Here is an 18,538-nt window from a genome sequence, read left to right as displayed (position 1 = left end):
GTGACCCCGGCCCGTCGGTGGCTCGCGCTCGGCGGGCTCTGCCTCGGCTTCTTCATGCTGCTGCTCGACAGCACGATCGTGTCCGTCGCACTCCCTGACGTCGGGCGTGACCTCGGCTCCGACGCGTCGATGTCCGTGTGGGTGAACAGCGCCTACCTGTTCGCCTTCGCGGTGCCGCTGCTCGTGGCCGGGCGGCTCGGTGACCGGTTCGGGCACCGCCGCGTCTACCTGGTCGGGCTCGCGGTCTTCACGATCGCGTCCGTCGGCTGCGCGGCGGCACCGGGCATCGGGGCGCTCGTCGCCTGGCGAGCGGTCCAGGGGCTCGGTGCGGCGCTGCTGACCCCGCAGTGCCTGACCGTCATCCGGTCGCTGTTCGACCCGCCGCGGCTGGCCGTCGCGCTCGCCGTGTGGAGCGCCGGTGGCGGGGCTGCCACCGTCGCCGGACCCATCGTGGGCGGGCTGCTCGTCGAGACGTGGGGATGGCCGTCGGTGTTCCTCGTCAACGTGCCCGTCGGGGTCGTCACGGCGATCGCGGTGCTCCGGTTCGTGCCGGTGTCCCCGCGCATCGTCGTCCCGCTGCCCGTGCTCGCGGTCACCGGGGTGACGGCCGGGGTCCTCGCGGTCGTCGTCGGCGTGCAGGGGACCGGAGCGGGATTGCTCGCCGCCCCGCTGCCCCGCGCCGCCCTGGTGGTGTTGGGTGCGGGGGTCCTCGCGGTGGTCCTCACGGTGCAGCGTCGGGCCGGCGACCGGGCGCTCGTCCCCCTCGGGCTGTTCCGCGACCGTGGCTTCGTCACCGGCTCGTGGGGTGCGACCGCCGCGTCGTTCTGCGTCGGGTCCGCACCGATCCCGCTGATGCTCGACCTGCAGACCGAGCGGGGCCTCGGGGCGGGAGCAGCCGCACTGGTGCTCGTGCCGATGGGCATCGCGTGCCTGGCCGCAGCGCCCTTCGTCGGACGCATGACGAACACCGCGGGCCCCCGGGCGACGGCCACCGTCGGCGCGGTCCTGCTCGTCGTGTCCGTCGCCGTCACCGCCCTGCTGATCGGCACCGGTGCGCCGCTCTGGGCGGTCGCGAGCGCGTTCACCGGCTTCGGGGTCGCGAACGCCTTCGTCTGGTCGCCGTTCTCGCTCGGCGCCGTGCTCGCCGCCGGCCCGGGCACCATCGGAGCGGCCTCGAGCACCTTCAACACCGTCAAGCAGCTCGGCGCCGTGCTCGGCAGCACCGTCACGGCGGTCCTGCTGGCCACCGCGACCGACGCCGTCGCACTCGGCGTCCTCGCGCTGGTCGCGGTGGTCGCCGTGGTGGCGGCGCGGTCCCTGCCCACGCCCCGTCGAGCGGGCACCGTGCTCACCGGTGCCGTGGTCCACGGCGCCGGGGTCGGACACGGCCTGGGGTTCCCCACCGCCAACCTGCTGCCCGACGCCGACGTCGTCCGGTCGGTGCCGGCGGACGGGGTCTACGTCGGCTGGCTCACGGCAGCGACCTGGCCCGCCGCCCGTGAGGCCCTGGTCTCCGTCGGCAGCAACAGCACCTTCGCCGACCGACCGCGCACCGTCGAGATCCACGTGCTCGACTTCGACGGCGACCTGTACGGCACGGCCGTCGAGCTCACCGTCGGCCGGCGCATCCGCCGGCAGCGCACGTTCCCCGGTCCGGACGCCCTCGTCGCCGCCATGCGTGCCGACGAGCGCCGAGCCCGGACACTTCTCGCCCGCTCCTGAACGAGGGACCCACCATGCACGACGACTTCACCGACGACCCGCTCGACATCCGCGAGGCGATCGCCGAGGTGCCCTCGGTCGTCGTGGCGATCGCCGCCCGCGTCACGGGCGTCCCGGTGGTGATGGTCGCGACGTCCTTCACAGTCGGGGTCTCGTACGACCCGCCGCTGGTGACGTTCGCCGTGCAGCACTCCTCGACCACCTGGCCCGACCTCGCCGCGGCGCCGGTCATCGGGGTCTCCGTCCTCGGCCACGAGCACGCCGCGCACACCGCGCAGCTGGCGTCGCGTGACCGCGGGCGTCGGCTCGACGGCGTGGGGACGGTCGAGACGGCCGGGGGAGCGATCCTGCTCGACGGCGCGCACTCGTGGCTCGAGTGCGTCGTCGAGGCCACCCACCGAGCGGGCGACCACGACATCGTCGTGCTGCGGGTGCTCCGGTTCGCCCGCGACCGCTCGCGTGACGCACTCGTGTGGCACCGGCCGGCGCGGCGGCGTCAGGGCGTCTCCACCTGACGGACGGGAGGCCCGTGGCGACGCCGCCACGGGCCTCCCGTCCGCCCTTCGCTCGCGTCGACGACGCGCGGTTCCTTCCCAGAGCGCGTGCGCTGGAAAGCGGAATCGGGCGTACCTGGCGGGAAGTTCCTGCCAGGTACGCCCGATTCGACCAGGTACGCCCGATCCGACCAGGTACGCCCCGCGCCCCGCGACCCCCGCGTCAGGAGACGAGCGCCGCCATCTCGCGCACGACGGCACGGAGCCGGTCCGCGAGCTCGTCGTTGCTCCGAACGGTCTCGCGGTGCGCCACCTCGCTGAGCGCCGACATCACCAGGGTCACCGCGGTGCGGGCGGTCTGCGCGTCCGTGCGGGTGCCGACGACGCTGAGCAGGGACTGGCGCGACTCGGCCATCCACTGCATCACCATCGAGGACATCTCCGGCCGCAGCACGAGCAGCTCCTTCATGCGACGGCGGTCCTGCGAGAGCGGGACGGTGGCCGCGACCAGGGCGCACAGGTCGTCGACCAGGGCACCGTCGGCCTCGGCGAACCAGGCCGCTGAGCGCTCCGGGACCTCGACGGAGTCGAGCCCGAGCGCGGCGTGCGCCTTCGACGAGAAGTAGTTGAAGAAGGTGCGGGGGGAGACGTCGGCGTCGGCGCAGATCTGCTCGACCGTGACGCCGTCGAGTCCGTGCGCGGACACCAGCGTGAGCGCTGCGTCGTGCAGTGCCTGCCGGGTCTGCTGCTTCTTCCGTTCACGCAGCGTGCACGGCTCCGTTGCCGCAGCCGCTGCCGGGGTGGTGATCACGTGGACTCCTGCTGGGTTGGTGTGTGTGGGAGGGGCGCCCGCCCGGAAAGGGGGCACGGACGGACGCCCCGGTCGGTCACCGACGGTGCGTCGGCGTGGATCCGGTCGAACCCGAACCGGTCGAACCCGAGCCGGTCGGCACGGACCCGGTCATCGGGCCCGTGAACGAGCCGGCCTCGGCTGCGGCGGCGCCCGCCTCGGCCTCGAGCTGCGCCTCGGCGGACATGTCGGCCTGCTCCTGCAGCGCGGAACGCTGGCGCAGCGGCGGCACCCGGAAGAACCAGGTCAGCACGAACGCGAGCAGGATGACGCCGAGACCGACCCAGTAGATCGTCACGGACGAGGCGTTGAAGCCCGCCATGAACGGCCGGGTCAGGCGGCTGTCGGCACCGGTCAGGAACGAGGTGTCGTTCGTGCTGGTGGCGCTGTCGCTCGTGGTGTTGCCGTCGTCGATCTTCTTCGCCAGCTCCGGGGTGAGCTCGTCGACCCAGTAGGAGCGCTGGTCGGCGTCCGCCCAGTCGACGGACACGGTGTCGCCCTGCACGCTGGCGTGCGCCTGGTCGGCGACCTGCTCGAGTGCGGACTGCTCGGCGGCCGGCGTGGCCGCGGCGACCTGCTGGTCGATGACGGTCTGCGCTGCGGCGGCGGGCACGACACCGGCTGCGACCTGCTGCTGCACGGCCGCGGTGACCTGCTCGGTGACCGCGGCGTCGGCGGCCTGCTTCGCCTTCGTCGAGGCGGCGTCGAGCTGCGACTGCACGGTCTTCGTCAGCGGGGTGACGACGGGCGTCCAGATCTTGTCCATGGCGCCCTGGTTCGCCTTCGCACTGGCGACGGTCGGGTTGAGCGCGGCGTCGAGCGCCGGACCGAGGTCCTTCTGGTTCGCGGTCGCGGTCAGGATGTTCGCCGGCATCACCGAGAACAGGATGGACAGCAGGACGGCGGTGCCGAGCGTGCCACCGATCTGGCGGAAGAACGTGGCGGACGACGTGGCGACGCCCATGTCACGGGCCTCGACGGAGCCCTGCGACGCCAGGGTCAGCGACTGCATGACCGAGCCGAGGCCGAGACCGATGAGGAACATGCCGATCATCAGGAACCAGAGCGGCTTGTCGATCGACATGAAGGTCAGGACGACGTAGCCGGCGGAGACGAGCGCGGTGCCGATGACCGGGAAGATCCGGTACCGGCCGACGCGGGCGACGATCTGACCGCTCGTGATCGAGGCGATCATGAGACCGCCGACCAGGGGCAGCGTGGCGAAGCCGGACTCGGTCGGGGTGAGCCCGACGACGATCTGCAGGTAGAGCGGGATCGTGAGCATCGCGCCGAACATCGCGAAGCCGACCAGGAACCCGATGACGGTCGCCATCGAGAACGTGCCCGAGCGGAACAGCTTGAGCGGGATGATCGCCGCGTCGCCCATCTTCGACTCGATGAGCAGCAGACCGATCAGGCCGACGACACCGACGACGTAGCAGGCGATGGCGGCGGGGGAGCCCCAGCCCCAGATGCGGCCCTGTTCGGCGACGAGCAGGAGCGGCACGAGGGTGACGATGACGGCGGTCGCGCCCCACCAGTCGACCTTCGGCTTCGCGTCGCCGGCGCCGTGCACCTTCGGCAGGTGCAGGAACACGATGACCATGAGGAGCGCCGCGACGCCGATCGGCACGTTGATCAGGAGCACCCAGCGCCAGCCCGTGATCCACAGGATCTCGGAGGAACCGGCGAGCAGACCGCCGATGAGCGGGCCGATCACGGACGAGATGCCGAACACGGCGAGGAAGTACCCCTGGTACTTGGCGCGCTCACGCGGGGCGAGGATGTCGCCCATGATCGCGAGCGGCAGCGACATCAGCGCACCGGCACCGATGCCCTGCACCGCACGGAAGGCGGCGAGCATGAGCATCGAGGTGGACATCGACGACAGGACGGCCCCGAGGATGAAGACGACGATGCCGAAGATGTACAGGGGGCGGCGGCCGAAGATGTCGGAGAGCTTGCCGTAGATCGGCGTCGCGATCGTCGAGGTGATGAGGTACGCGGTCGTCACCCAGGCCTGCTGGTCGAGCCCGTGCAGGTCGTCGCCGATCGTGCGGATCGCCGTGCCGAACACCGTCTGGCCGAGCGAGGACAGGAACATCCCCGCCATCAGGCCGTAGATCACCAGGAGGATCTGACGGTGGGTCATCAGCGGCTGCTGGCCGGCGCCTCCGGAGGCCGCGGGGGCCTCGGCAGTGTGCCGACCGTGCTGCACCGAGACGGGTGCGGTGGCGGTCATCGAACTCCTTTTTCTGGCTGTGAAACTTTGCAGACCGCGCAACGATACATCTGTTGCTTCCGGCAAGCAACTAAATGTGCCCGCTACGCTGAGCGCGTGACCGACGACCGGCGTGCCGCCGAGCGACTCCTGCGATCCCAGCTCGACCGGCTGTGGGTCCGGCAGACCCTGCGCTCCTCGCTCATCGAGTCCCGGGGCGGCCTCGACCCGACGGCCCGCGTGATCCTGCGCGCCGTCGCCGGGCACGGCCCGGTCCGGGCGACCGCGATCGCCGACGCGACGGGGCTGTCGCGCCCGGTGATCAGCCGCCGGGTCGCCTCGCTGATCGAGGCCGAACACCTGATCGGGTCGCCCGACCCCGCGGACGGCCGCGCCACGCTCGTCACGCTCGCCCCCGCCGGCCGACGGCTGCTCGACGAGCTGGACGCCGCCGGCGCCGAGGTGTTCGACGACCTGACGGAAGAGTTCGCCTCGGACGAGCTGCGCTCGCTCGCCGAGATGCTGACGCGACTGAACGACCGGGCGGACGCGGTCCTGGGGATCGGCACCACGCGCTCCTGACGTGACCAACACGGCGGACGGGAGGCCCGTGGCGGCGCCGCCACGGGCCTCCCGTCCCTGCGGAGCGCGCATTCGAGATACCGTTGGTGGTATGAGCACGGACACCACCCCCACCACTGAGACCCTCGACGACGGGCCCGTGGTGACGTTCGCCGATCTCGGCCTGAGCGACGCTGTGCTCAAGGCCGTCAAGGACATCGGTTACGAGACCCCTTCCGCCATCCAGGAAGCCACCATCCCCACCCTCCTCGCCGGGCGCGACGTCGTCGGCCTGGCACAGACCGGTACCGGCAAGACCGCGGCCTTCGCGCTGCCGATCCTGTCCCGCATGGAGTCCGGCAGCAAGAAGCCCCAGGCGCTCGTGCTGTCCCCGACGCGCGAGCTCGCCCTGCAGGTGTGCGAGGCGTTCGAGCAGTTCGCATCCCACATGAAGAACGTCCACGTCCTGCCGGTCTACGGCGGCCAGGCGTACGGCGTGCAGCTCTCCGCCCTGCGCCGCGGCGTCGACGTCATCGTCGGCACCCCCGGTCGCATCATGGACCACCTGGCGAAGGGCACGCTCGACCTGTCCGAGCTGAAGTACCTGGTGCTCGACGAGGCCGACGAGATGCTCAAGATGGGCTTCGCCGAGGACGTCGAGACGATCCTCGCCGACACCCCGGACGACAAGCAGGTCGCGCTCTTCTCGGCGACGATGCCCGCGCAGATCCGCCGCATCTCGCAGCAGTACCTGACCGACCCGGCCGAGATCACCGTCAAGACCAAGACGAAGACCGCCGCGAACATCACGCAGCGCTACCTGATGGTCTCGTACCCGCAGAAGGTCGACGCGCTCACCCGCATCCTCGAGGTCGAGGACTTCGAGGGCATGATCATCTTCGTCCGCACCAAGAGCGAGACCGAGACCCTGGCCGAGAAGCTCCGTGCCCGCGGGTACGCCGCCGCCGCGATCAGCGGTGACGTCGCCCAGGCCCAGCGTGAGCGCACGGTCAACCAGCTGAAGTCGGGCAAGCTCGACATCCTGGTCGCCACCGACGTCGCCGCCCGTGGCCTCGACGTCGACCGCATCACGCACGTCGTGAACTTCGACATCCCGGTCGACATCGAGTCCTACGTGCACCGCATCGGTCGTACCGGCCGCGCCGGCCGCTCGGGCGACTCGATCAGCTTCGTCACCCCGCGTGAGCGTCGCCTGCTGTCCGCGATCGAGCGCCACACCAAGCAGCCGCTCACGCAGATGCAGCTGCCGACCATCGACGACGTCAACGAGACGCGTCTGACCCGCTTCGACGACGCCATCACCGCGGCGCTCGAGGACCAGGGCCGGATCGCCGCCTTCCGCGACGTCATCGCGCACTACGTCGAGCACCACGACGTCCCCTCGGACGACGTCGCCGCCGCCCTGGCCGTCGTGGCGCAGGGCGACTCGCCGCTGCTCCTCACCGCAGCCGACGACGCCCTCCGCAGCCAGATGGAGCGCGACGCCCGCCGCAGCGAACGCGACGAGCGTGGTGCCCGCGACGACCGTGGCGGCCGCAACGACCGCGGCGACCGTGGTGGCGACCGCGACCGTGGTGACCGCGGCGACCGTGGCCCGCGCCGTTCGCAGCCGATGTCCCCGTACCGCATCGAGGTCGGCCGTCGTCACCGCGTCGAGCCGCGCCAGATCGTCGGTGCCCTGGCCAACGAGGGTGGCCTGCGCCGCGACGACTTCGGTGCGATCCAGATCCGCCCGGACTTCTCGATCGTCGAACTGCCGGCCGACATGGACCCCGGTGTGCTCGACCGTCTGACTGACACCCGGATCAGCGGCAAGCTCATCGAGATCCGTGCGGACCGCCGTGGCGCTGGCCGCCGCGACGACCGCGACGACCGTCCGGAGCGCAAGCCGCGCTACTGAGACGCGCCGCGTCCGAGACGCGACCACCTTCTGACGGGAGGCCCGGTGCCAGCTGGCACCGGGCCTCCCGTCCGTCGTCGGTGCGGGTCCCGTGCCTGCGGCATCTTGCGGTGCGGGGAACCGCAGATCCGACCCGCAACCGTTCCCCTGGGGTCAGCGCGGTGCTGTGATACGTGGAGCCGTGACGCAGGGAGCCGCGGGGAAGGCAGGGGAACCATCGTGTACCGAGCACTCATCACCGCGGTCGCCGCCGCGGCGCTCGTCTTCGGAGGTGCGGTGCCGGCGACGGCGCACACCTCTCCGTCGGTGCCGGGAGCACCGACCGCCGTCCGCGTCACCGGCGACGCGGACAGTGCCACGCTGACGTGGCGCGGCCCGAAGCACGGCGCGAAGGTGACGGGCTGGAAGGTCGCGGTCGCCGCCGTCGCGAACCGCCACGACCGCCAGGTCGACCGACTCCACCCGCGTGCCCGCTCCGACCGCTTCGACGAGCTCTCGCCCGCGACCACGTACCGGTTCTCCCTCCGTGCCCTCGGACACCGGGGGACCGGACGCACGATCACGCTGCGCTGGACGTCACCGTCGGTGCCCGAGCCGGAGACGACGCAGTCGCTGTTCGCGCTCGACGGCAACGGTGACGTCGTGCGGTTCGCGGACTCCGGCAGCGGTGCGGAGACCGTCGTCGCGACGGACGGCGAAGGCTTCACCGCGAACGCCGACGGTGACGTGTTCACCCCGTCGGCGGACGGCACCGAGATCCTGCGGGACCCGGCCGACGGCAGCGGGGTCTCGATCATCGCGTCCGGCCTGCACCTGACCCCGGACCTGCGCTCCGACGCCGAGGGCAACCTGTACTGGGTGGACTCGGTGACCGGTGCGGTGCAGAAGCTGTCCGTCGGCACCTCGACCCCGAAGGTCGTGCTGGACCTGGGTGGCAAGGCCGTCGGGAGCGATCAGCGTTTCTGGACCGTCACCCCGGACGGCAAGGTCGTCGTGCTCGGCGGAACCGTCAGCCAGCCGTACGTCAAGGGCACCGGCATCGCGCCCCGCACGTTCACCGGGCCCGCCGGCTCGACCGTCGGCTACCCCGCCGGTGTGCTCGCGGACTCGCAGGGCAACGTCTACGTCGACATCCGCTCGCCCGGTGCCGCCGGGTCGTGGGTCTGGTACCAGCTCAAGCCCGGGGCGACCGAACTGACGAAGATCGAACCGCGGTACGCGTTCGAGTACGCCGCCGCGAACGCGGACGGCTTCTCGCTCCTGCAGTCGGCGCAGTTCTGCCCCGCCCCGTCGGAGTACCCGACCAGCCCGACCGGTTGCACGATCGACCGCGGTATCCCGGACAAGCTCGTGGTGGGCAGCGGCGGGACGTCGACCGTGCCGGTGACCGGGCTGACTGCCGGGTCGCGTGGCGAGCACCTGGGTGCCGCCTCCGCCGACGGGGACGTGTTCGTCTCCATCGACAGCGGCCCCTCGGTCGGGCTGTGGAAGGTCCCCGCTGCGGGTGGAGCTGCGCAGCAGCTCGACGCGGCGCAGTACTCGAGGCTGCTGGTGATCTGACCGGCGGTGCGAGGCGGAAGGGGGTGGGACGCAACGGCGCGTCCCACCCTCTTCCGTGTGTGGCGTCGGCGGGTAGTGGCGCCGGCGGTGGCGGTGGCGGTGTCGGCGGCTTTGTTTCAGGCCGCGCCGGCGGCCGTCCGGCGGCACACCTCGTCCCACGGGGTCGGCTCGATGCCGAAGTGCGCCCGGCTCTCGCGGTCGTCGACCACGTACGGCGCGGTCCACTGGTAGGTCAGGTCGGCCAGCTCGCGCATCATCGGCGACACGAGCCCGCCGACGCGGAACAGCGCCGCGGGCATCCGGCGCACCGGCACCGCGGGTTTCCCCGCCGCCGTGAGGACGTCGGTGAGGGCCTGCCGCTGCGTCCGCGGTGCGTTGCTCGGCACCATCCACGTGCTGCCGTGGGCGCTCTTGTCCTCGGCAGCGGCGACGAGGGTCCGGGCGACGTCGAGCACGTCGGTGAAGGTGTGCGGCAGGTCCGTGCGACCGACCATCGACACCGCCCGGCCCCGCAGCGCCGCCGGCAGCACGCGCGTGACGTGCCCGTTCGCGCCGATCCCGGGGCCGAGGTAGTCCGAGGCGCGGACCTCGACGGCCCGGACACGGCCGGCGTCGTGCGCGGCGAGGGCATCGGCCCACAGCGTCGCCCGGAGCACCCCCTTGTGGTCTGTGGCGGCGTCCGGCAGTCCCTCGTGCATCGGCCCGTCGACCGGGCCGTACGGGTACAGGTTCCCGGTGATGGCGTAGATCGCCCCGGTGCGTTCGGCCGCGGTGAGCAGTGCTGCGGCGAGCGGGGGCCAGGTGCGCTCCCACTGCGTGTAGTCGCCGGGGTTCGCGCAGTTGTAGAGGGTGGCTGCTCCCTCGGTGGCGCGGGAGAGGGCGTCGGCATCGGAGGCGTCGAGCGCGAGGTGCTCGACACCGGCGATGCCCGTGCTGTGACCGGAGCGGGAGACGACGGTGACGCGGTCGCCCCGGACGGTCAACAGCTCCGCGACGTGCCGGCCGACGGGGCCGGCGCCGACGATGAGGTGGTGGGGCATGGGCTCCTGCTTCCTGGTTGCGAGAGCACCGCTCTCGGAATCGAGCATGACGGTTCGCCGTCGCAAAAGCAAGAGCAGTGCTCTCCTTTGTGTGCGCTGCTCTCTCGTGCCAGGATCGTCGGATGGCACCCACCGCCCGAGCACTCGCACGGCAGACGGTCACCGCGGACATCCTGGCCGCGGCACGCACCCGCCTGACCGAAGAGGGTCCGGCCGCCCTCAGCCTGCGTGCCGTCGCCCGTGACGTCGGGATGGTCTCGTCGGCCGTGTACCGGTACTTCCCGAGCCGCGACGACCTGCTGACGGCCCTGCTCATCACCGACTACGACGAACTCGGCGCCGCGGTCGAGGCCGCCGGTGCAGCGGCCGGACCGGCTCCCGGTGCGCGCTGGGTCGCGATGTGCCGGGCGATCCGCGACTGGTCGATCGCGCACCCGGGGGACTTCGCGCTGCTGTTCGGATCCCCCGTGCCGGGCTACGCGGCGCCGCGCGAGACCGTCGTGCCCGCGACGCGGACGACGCTGGCGCTGGTGCGCGTGGTCGCGGACGCCGTCGGCTCCGGTACATCCGGTGCGCCTGGTGCGTCCGGTGCGTCGGACTCGTCCGTCACGTCGACGCCGGGGCCGGCCGGGAGGCCCGGATCACCCACCGCGCCTCCGGCGGCTCCCGGGGTGGCCGGTCCCGCCGTCGCCGACGGGGTCGCCACCCTGCGCTCGTTCGGCATCACCCTGCCCGACGAGGTCCTGGTCCGCACCCTGATGGCCTGGACGACGGTGTTCGGGACGATCTCGTTCGAGCTCTTCGGGCACTTCGTCGGTTCCGTGTCCGACCCGGCCGCCTACTTCGACCAGGTCATCGTGCGTCTGGCGGATGACCTGGGGTTCACCGCCACGTTCTGACGCGCGTGCTGTCCCCAGATCGGGTGCGCAGCCTGACAGAGGCCCCGCCCGTGCGGTAGACAGGTCGTCACGCCGAGGTCGTGCCCGATGACCGGAGCGGACGACCGGCACGGTGCCCTCGGGGCACCTGCCGGACGGAACCACACTCGGGCGTGTGCGACGCGGCCGGGGCCCGCGCTGATCAGGAGGCATGCTTGCGACGCAGCACGTGCGGCGGCACGACGGACGGGGAGACCCGGTGACCGCGCTCGACGTCAGCCGACAGGACCGCCGCCGCCTGAGCACCGGCACCGCCCGCCGACGCCTGGTGGCCGTGCGGACGGTGGCGCTCCTGGCGTCCCTCGCCGGGGTGAACTACATCGTGTGGCGCTGGGCGGCCTCGGTGAACTGGCACTCGTGGTGGATCGCGGTGCCGCTGATCCTCGCCGAGACCTACAGCGTCATCGACTCCCTGCTCTTCGCCCTCGGAGCCTGGCGGCTCCGGGAGCGCGGCGAACCACCGGCGAAGCCGTCCACCGACGTCACCGTCGACGTCTTCATCACGACCTACAACGAGCCGATCGACCTGGTCGAGCGCACCGCCCGGGCCGCGAAGGCGATCACGCACCCGCACACCACCTGGATCCTCGACGACGGCAACCGCCCCGAGATGCGTGCGGCGGCCGACGCGCTCGGCATCGGCGTCATCACCCGCGGTGCCGACTGGGTGGACCGACCCCGGCACGCCAAGGCCGGCAACCTCAACAACGCCCTGCTCGCGACCCAGGGCGAGTTCCTGCTCATCCTCGACGCCGACCAGGTGCCCGACCCGGCGATCCTCGACCGCACCCTCGGGTACTTCAAGGACCCGAAGATGGCGCTCGTCCAGACGCCACAGTGGTTCGAGAACGTGCCGGACGACGATCCCCTCGGCAGCCAGGCGCCACTGTTCTACGGTCCGATCCAGCAGTCGAAGGACGGCTGGAACGCCGCGTTCTTCTGCGGGTCGAACGCCATCCTGCGGCGCGAAGCGCTCATGCAGCTCGGCATCTCGCGCTACGTGGCCGAGGTCGAGGCGTCCGTGCAGCGCACCCTCGCGACCTCGCGCAAGCTCCTCGCCCGCTCCCGTGAGACCGAGACCGACCCGCGCGTGCTCGCCGCCCTCGACGACGCCGAGGCCGTGGTGGACCAGGCGCGCGAACAGGTCCGCGCCGGTGAGCCCCTCGGCGACGTGACCTACGCCTTCCAGCGGGGGATCGACGCCATCGCCTTCCGGTTCGCCGCCGCCGACCTCGAGTCCGTGCGGAACGACCTGCAGGAGCTCGCGGCGATGTCCACCGACGCCAACACCTTCGCCGGTCTCGACGACGCCGCGCTCGACGTGCTCGGCCGGCGCGAGGCTTCACCGGTCGCTGCCATCGAGTCCATCGCGGTGCTCGCCCGTGCCCTCGACGTCAACCGCGACGACGAGGCGCAGCCGATCATGCCGCTGGCGACGATCTCGGTGACCGAGGACATGGCCACGGCGATGCGCCTGCACGGCCTCGGCTGGAAGTCGGCGTACCACGACGAGATCCTGGCGAAGGGCCTGGCCCCCGAGGACCTGCCGACGATGCTCGTGCAGCGACTCCGCTGGGCGCAGGGCACCATGCAGGTGTTCTTCCGCGAGAACCCCCTGGTGCAGAAGGGGCTGTCGTGGGGGCAGCGGCTCATGTACTTCTCGACGATGTGGAGCTACCTGTCGGGGTTCGCCGCGATCGTCTACATCGCCGCCCCGGTGCTCTGCCTGTCGTTCGGGGTCATCCCGGTGCAGGCCTACAGCGTCGACTTCTTCGCCCGGCTCATCCCGTTCCTGGTGTGCAACCAGCTGCTGTTCTGGGTGGTGGCCGCCGGCAGACCGACCTGGCGCGGGCAGCAGTACTCGCTCGCCCTGTTCCCGGTCTGGATCGAGTCGGTGACCAGCGCGTTCCAGAACGTCTACCGGGGCAAGCCGCTCGGGTTCCGCGTCACCCCGAAGGTGCGCGATGAAACCGAGCAGAAGCCGCGGTGGGACCTGGTCAAGCCGCAGCTGTACGCCATGGGTGCCCTGGTCGCCGCCCTGGTCATGATCGGCATCCGCTACCTGACCGGCCAGGCCGAGGGGATCGCACCGCTCGTGAACACCGCGTGGGTCGTCTTCGACCTGTTCATCTTCAGCATCGTGATCCGGGCCGTCCGGTACCGCGGCCCGGCCACCCCAGCCCAGTCCGAACACGAGTCGAGCACCGCCGGAGGACCCCTGTGAGCACCGAGACCACGTTCGAGGTCGCCGCGACGCCCGACTCCCTCGACGAGGTGCAGGACCGCTTCGCCGCGTGGTGGGACGGCCTGGGCATCGACGACGTCCGGCTCCGGTTCGCACTCGAGACCGCGTTGGCCGAGGTCGCCGCGAACATCGTCGAGCACACCGTCCGTGCCGACCGGGGGACCGGGCGCCGGTACTCCGTGCGCCTCGAGGCCACCGACCAGGCCCTGACCGCGGTGCTGACCGACAACGGGATGCCCGTCGACATCGACCTGAGTGCCGTGACGATGGCGGACGTCGAGCAGGAGAGCGGCCGCGGGTTGGCGCTCGCCATCGCCGCCCTCGACCGCCTCGAGCACCGGCACGAGCCCGGCCACAACGTCTGGACGCTTGCGTGCGACCGGTGAAGCAGTCGGTGGTCCGCGCGGTCGCCCTCCTCGTCACGATCGCCACGCTCCTGCTCGGTGGTGCGCTGCCGGCGTCGGCTGCGTCCGTGCACCCGGCGGCCGCCGTACAGCCGGCCGAGGGGACGACGTGGTTCGGCCCCGACCTCGACTGGGCCAGCGACTCGCCCGAAGGGTACGAGGGACGGCTCGGCGCGACGCCGTCGATGTACGGGGTCTCCGTCGACTACCCGCTCGACCGCACGGCGAAGCAGGAGCTCCTCCGCTCGGCGCGTGCGGCGGCGACCCAGGGCGCGGTGCTCGTCGTGAGCCTCGAACCCGACCGCGAACTGCGGTCGCTCGACACCGCGGACACCCGTGCCGTCAACACCGTGTTCGAGGACCTGCACGACCAGTACGACACCCAGGTACTCGTCCGGTTCGCACCGCAGATGAACGGCACGTGGGTCCGCTGGGGCCAGCAGCCGACGGAGTTCGTCCGGGCGTTCCGGGCGCTCGGGACGACCGTGCACGCGGGCACGTCGGACGCGCTCATGGTCTGGTCGCCGGGGTACGGTGCGGGCTACCCGTTCGGCGAGTCCGCCGGGCGGCTGCGGAACCTGTCCCCGGTCGACGTCGCGAAGGCGGACACGAACGGCGACGGACAGCTCACCGGTGCCGACGACCCGTACGGGCCGTACTGGCCGGGGGCCGAGGCCGTCGACTGGGTCGGGCTCTCGATGTTCTCGTACGGCAAGGGCGACCCGACCGAGGCCGCCGGTCGCGCCGTGCCGCTCACCCGCAGCGGTGAGGTCGAGTCGCGGTTCGACGAGGACTGGGGCTACGACCAGCCGCAGTCGGGCACGTTCTACGACCGGTTCGCCGCGGCCGACGACCGTCCGATGCTGCTCGACACCGGTGCCCTGTACAACCGCGAGCTGCAGGGCGACGCCGAGCTCCAGGTCAAGCGGAGCTGGTGGCGGCAGGTGCTCGCCGCGGTGCAGGAGCGCCCGCTGATCCGGGGCATGACCGTGCTCGAGGCGGAGCGACGCGAGCCCGAGGCCGGCAACCGCGTGGCCGACTGGCGGCTCACCGCGGACCCGGACGTCGCGGAGGCCTTCCGCGCCGATCTCGAGCGGTCCGGTGACTTCGCCTTCGGCCCGGTCACCGACCGCGTGACCGTGCAGCAGGGCAACGCCGCGATCTCCCAGGAGTACGAGACCGGCGGCGACCAGATGGCGTGGATCGTCTGGCTGGCCGCCGGCCTGGCGATCGTGTTCCTGCTGAGCGGGGTGTTCGGTCGGCTGCTGCCGAGCTGGCGCTACCCCGACGACGGCAAGCCCGGCCGTGACCTGCGCCTCGACCTGTTCCGCGGGTTCATCATCCTCGCCGTGGTGATCACCCACATCGAGATCGGCGGGCCGTACTCGTACCTCACGCTGCACGCCGTCGGGGCGATCACCGGCGCCGAGATGTTCGTGTTCCTGTCCGGCATGGTCCTCGGCATGACGTACCCGTTCGCCGTGAAGAAGTTCGGCGAGTGGGCGGCCGCGATCGGGGCGTGGAAGCGCGCGCGCAAGCAGTACGTCGTCACGCTCGTGGTGATCCTGGTGGTCTTCGCGCTGAGTTTTGTCCCGTTCCTGAACACCGACGCCATCACCACGTTCACCGACCGCGGCACGGGCACCGGCGGCGTCGAGGCCGAGGGCCGGGTCTACGACCTGTACCCGAACGCGATGCAGCTGCTCGCCTACCCGCCGCCCTGGTACGCGATCCGGCAGTTCCTGCTGCTCGAGATGGGGCCGTGGCCGTTCAACATCATGGGCCTGTTCGTGGTGCTGAGCCTGTTCATCCCGGCGTTGATCTGGGTGATCCGCCGCGGGTTCTGGTGGGTGGTCCTCGCCGCCAGCTGGGCGCTCTACGTGTTCCAGGCGCTCAACCCCGACTTCCGTCCGCTGAACTCACAGTTCGAGGCGGTGTTCCCCCTGTTCACCTGGCAGGTGGTGTTCACCCACGGGCTCGTGCTCGGGTACTACCGGCGGCAGATCGTCGGCGCGCTCACCGGACGTCTCGGCAAGGTCCTGGTCGGCGTCGCCGTCGGCGGGTACGCGGCGTTCCTGGTCTACGTGTGGGCCGGTGACCACTTCGGGTTCACCCCGGTGCCGTTCCCGGCGACGATGTACGAGTCCCTGTACAACACGGCGTACCAGCGGGTGGACCTGCAGTGGGGCCGCCTGGTGGACATCGCGTTCTTCGCGGTCGTGTCGTACGCGATCCTCACCGTGTTCTGGAAGCCCATCGCCGCAGCGATCGGCTGGCTCTGGATCCCGCTCGGGCAGGCGAGCCTGTACGTGTTCGTCTGGCAGGTGTTCTTCGCCCTGGCGATCGCGTCGATCCCCGGTGTGCCGTGGGGGGACTTCTGGATCGGGTTCGTGGTGCACACCGCGCTGATCCTGCTGGCCTGGTACATGGTCCGCAAGAAGTTCCTGTTCTCGGTCATCCCGCGCTGACCGCGCGCACGGATGGTGAGCAGGAATGGTCGGGTCCGACGTGCGGACCCGACCATTCCTGCTCACGAAGCGAGGGCAGACGGACGGGAGGCCCGTGGCGGCGTCGCCACGGGCCTCCCGTCCGTCCTGCGGTCGCGTCTCAGGACGCGGGCAGGCGCTCGCGCAGGGCGCCGCGGACCGACTCCCACCCGGCCAGGCGGTCGCGGATCGCGTCGTCCTGCTCGGCGGCCAGGGCGTCCCGGTGCGCCTGTTCGAGCACCTCGTCGATGACGACCCGGCGCCCGCTGCGCGCCGACGTGATGGCCGCATCGACCATGGTCAGGCTCATCACGTTGCCGTGCACCTCGCCGTCCGGCACCTCGCCGGAGCGGACCGCCCGGACGAAGGACGCCAGCGACCCGGCGATCTCGTGCCCGACCGACGGCGCAGCGGCAGGGGAACCGGGAGTGCCGTCGAGGTCGCTCGACGGGTCGTGGTCGCCGTCCCAGAGCGCCGTGCCGGCCGCTCCGGAGGCACGCCAGTCGCCGTTCCACGAGGTCTCGGCACCCGGCGCGCACCACGAGCCGTCGTAGACGTAGCGGACGTCGTCCTCGAACGTGAAGACGGCTGCGGCGGCCGCGTCGCCCCGGTACCAGGACCACGACGGGTTCCACGACTCGCAGTACACCGACACCGGGTCGCGTTCGAGCACGTACCGGGCGGAGTCGAAGGCGTGGATGGCCATGTCGAGCAGCAGGACGTCGTCCATCTCCTCGCGGAACCCACCGAAGTGCGGCGCCTTCGCGAATCGGGTGCTCAGCCCGCCCACCGCACCGAGGTCGCGGACGTGCTGCCGGAACGCGACGAGCTGGTCGTTGTACCGACGGGACTGCGACACCATGAACAGCTTGCCGGTGGCCTCGGCGGCGGCGGCGAGCGAGAGCGCCTCGGCGACGGTCTGCGCGGCTGGTTTCTCGCCGAGCACGGGGAGCCCGGCACGGAGCGCCTGCAGGGTGACCGGGTGGTGCGCGACCGGCACGGTGATGTCGAGGACGGCCTCGGCACCGGTCTCGGCGGCCAGCGCGGTCAGGTCCGTGCCGACCGGGATCGACGGGTCGCCGGCGTGCTCCGCCCCGGCGCGTGCGGCGTCGAGGTCGAGGTCGACGATGCCGACCAGCTCGACCTCGGGGTCGGCGGCGACGGTGGCGAGCCAGGCCCGCCCCATCCCGCCGGCGCCGACCTGCAGGACGCGGAGGGGGCTCACGCCTGCGCCCCGTCGCGCTCGGCTGCCTGCTCGCTGGCCGCCGGCTCGCTGGCTGCCGGCTCGGCGGTCTCGGGCTCGGCGTCGTCGAACGGGCCGCGGTAGTGCTGCCCGTCGAAGTACTCGCCCAGGTCGTAGCGGCGGAGTGTCGGGATCTCCCGCTCCCGCTCGGGCCGGGCCCACTCGGCGCCGTTCGCGATCACGCGGCGGACGTCCGGGTGGTGGTAGACGGGGAAGTCCTGGTCACCGGGGGAGAAGTAGAAGATCTTCCCGAGGCCGCGGCGGTACGTCATGCCGCTCCGGAACACCTCGCCGCCCGTGAAGCCCGAGATGAACACGAGCTCGTCGGGCGTCGGGACGTCGAAGTACTCGCCGTACATCTCCTGCTCGGGGATGACGATCGGGTTCGGCACCCCGCGGGTGATCGGGTGCTGCGGGTTGACGGTCCAGACGAGCTCCTGGTCGTGCTCGCTGCGCCAGCGGAGGGTGCAGGTGGTGCCCATCAGCTTGCCGAAGATCTTCGACCAGTGCCCGGAGTGCAGGACGAGCAGCCCCATGCCGGAGAGCACGTGCTTGTGCACGCGGTCGACCACGGCGTCGTCGACGTCCTGGTGTGCGGCGTGCCCCCACCAGGTGAGGACGTCGGTGTTCGCGAGGACCTCGTCGGTGAGGCCGTGCTCGGGCTCCTGCATGGTGGCGGTCCGGACGACGGCCTCGGGCAGGTGCTCGCGGATGCCGTCCGCGATCGCGCCGTGCATGCCGTCGGGGTACCGCTCGGCGACGTGCTGCTCGACCTGTTCGTGGACGTTCTCGCCCCAGACGGTGATGCGGAGCGGGGTGGTGGTCATGGTGTGTGCCTTTCGGGGGATGCGTG

At 71.6% G+C, this 18,538-nt stretch carries 14 protein-coding genes; 9 read left to right on the top strand and 5 right to left on the bottom strand.

What is annotated here, in order from left to right; genetic code table 11:
- Complete coding sequence (locus tag DEJ01_RS11310; RefSeq protein WP_258375693.1) at positions 1-1,722, top strand: MFS transporter; 1,722 nt, start codon at positions 1-3, stop codon at positions 1,720-1,722.
- Positions 1,723-1,736: 14 nt separating this feature from the next.
- The gene (locus DEJ01_RS11305) at positions 1,737-2,237 is read left to right on the top strand and encodes a flavin reductase family protein (RefSeq protein WP_111093015.1); all 501 of its coding nucleotides are present in this window, start codon (positions 1,737-1,739) and stop codon (positions 2,235-2,237) included.
- 202 nt (positions 2,238-2,439) lie between these two features.
- Here the strand turns inward: DEJ01_RS11305 and DEJ01_RS11300 are convergent, their stop codons facing one another.
- Positions 2,440-3,027 carry a TetR/AcrR family transcriptional regulator gene (locus DEJ01_RS11300; RefSeq protein WP_051596480.1) on the bottom strand — a complete coding sequence of 196 codons (588 nt, stop codon included), beginning with the start codon at positions 3,025-3,027 and terminating at the stop codon, positions 2,440-2,442.
- 76 nt (positions 3,028-3,103) lie between these two features.
- A complete protein-coding gene (locus DEJ01_RS11295; protein WP_111093014.1) occupies positions 3,104-5,308 on the bottom strand; it encodes an MDR family MFS transporter in 2,205 nt (734 codons plus the stop codon).
- A gap of 96 nt (positions 5,309-5,404) precedes the next feature.
- Between DEJ01_RS11295 and DEJ01_RS18180 the strand changes: the two genes are divergently transcribed.
- The 3 genes from DEJ01_RS18180 (at position 5,405) to DEJ01_RS11280 (ending at position 9,329) form a co-directional block, all read left to right on the top strand.
- Positions 5,405-5,869 carry a MarR family winged helix-turn-helix transcriptional regulator gene (locus tag DEJ01_RS18180; protein ID WP_163343313.1) on the top strand — a complete coding sequence of 155 codons (465 nt, stop codon included), beginning with the start codon at positions 5,405-5,407 and terminating at the stop codon, positions 5,867-5,869.
- A gap of 91 nt (positions 5,870-5,960) precedes the next feature.
- A complete protein-coding gene (locus DEJ01_RS11285) occupies positions 5,961-7,769 on the top strand; it encodes a DEAD/DEAH box helicase (protein WP_111093013.1) in 1,809 nt (602 codons plus the stop codon).
- 219 nt (positions 7,770-7,988) lie between these two features.
- On the top strand, positions 7,989-9,329 hold the full coding sequence (locus DEJ01_RS11280; RefSeq protein ID WP_146247600.1) for a fibronectin type III domain-containing protein: 1,341 nt from the start codon (positions 7,989-7,991) through the stop codon (positions 9,327-9,329).
- A gap of 116 nt (positions 9,330-9,445) precedes the next feature.
- Here DEJ01_RS11280 and DEJ01_RS11275 read toward each other — a convergent pair whose 3' ends face one another.
- A complete protein-coding gene (locus tag DEJ01_RS11275; protein WP_258375692.1) occupies positions 9,446-10,369 on the bottom strand; it encodes an NAD-dependent epimerase/dehydratase family protein in 924 nt (307 codons plus the stop codon).
- Between the two features lie 122 nt (positions 10,370-10,491).
- On the opposite strand from DEJ01_RS11275, the gene DEJ01_RS11270 reads away from it, so the two are divergent.
- The 4 genes from DEJ01_RS11270 to opgC all read left to right on the top strand — a co-directional run bounded on the left by DEJ01_RS11270 (position 10,492) and on the right by opgC (position 16,424).
- A complete protein-coding gene (locus DEJ01_RS11270) occupies positions 10,492-11,268 on the top strand; it encodes a TetR/AcrR family transcriptional regulator (protein WP_111093010.1) in 777 nt (258 codons plus the stop codon).
- 190 nt (positions 11,269-11,458) lie between these two features.
- Complete coding sequence (locus tag DEJ01_RS11265) at positions 11,459-13,531, top strand: glycosyltransferase (RefSeq protein ID WP_258375691.1); 2,073 nt, start codon at positions 11,459-11,461, stop codon at positions 13,529-13,531.
- Complete coding sequence (locus DEJ01_RS11260) at positions 13,528-13,938, top strand: ATP-binding protein (RefSeq protein WP_111047424.1); 411 nt, start codon at positions 13,528-13,530, stop codon at positions 13,936-13,938. Before DEJ01_RS11265 ends, DEJ01_RS11260 begins: the two co-directional genes overlap by 4 nt.
- On the top strand, positions 13,935-16,424 hold the full coding sequence (opgC, locus tag DEJ01_RS11255; RefSeq protein WP_146247599.1) for an OpgC domain-containing protein: 2,490 nt from the start codon (positions 13,935-13,937) through the stop codon (positions 16,422-16,424). Before DEJ01_RS11260 ends, opgC begins: the two co-directional genes overlap by 4 nt.
- 139 nt (positions 16,425-16,563) lie before the next feature.
- Here the strand turns inward: opgC and DEJ01_RS11250 are convergent, their stop codons facing one another.
- Positions 16,564-17,667, bottom strand: coding sequence for a Gfo/Idh/MocA family protein (locus DEJ01_RS11250; protein ID WP_111054923.1), 1,104 nt, complete (start codon positions 17,665-17,667; stop codon positions 16,564-16,566).
- A complete protein-coding gene (locus DEJ01_RS11245) occupies positions 17,664-18,512 on the bottom strand; it encodes a ThuA domain-containing protein (protein ID WP_111033626.1) in 849 nt (282 codons plus the stop codon). Before DEJ01_RS11245 ends, DEJ01_RS11250 begins: the two co-directional genes overlap by 4 nt.
- Between the last annotated feature and the right edge of the window lie 26 nt (positions 18,513-18,538).

Source organism: Curtobacterium sp. MCLR17_040, assembly GCF_003234735.1.
Classification (GTDB): Bacteria; Actinomycetota; Actinomycetes; order Actinomycetales; family Microbacteriaceae; genus Curtobacterium; species Curtobacterium flaccumfaciens.
This window is presented reverse-complemented; position numbering and strand designations above follow the sequence as displayed.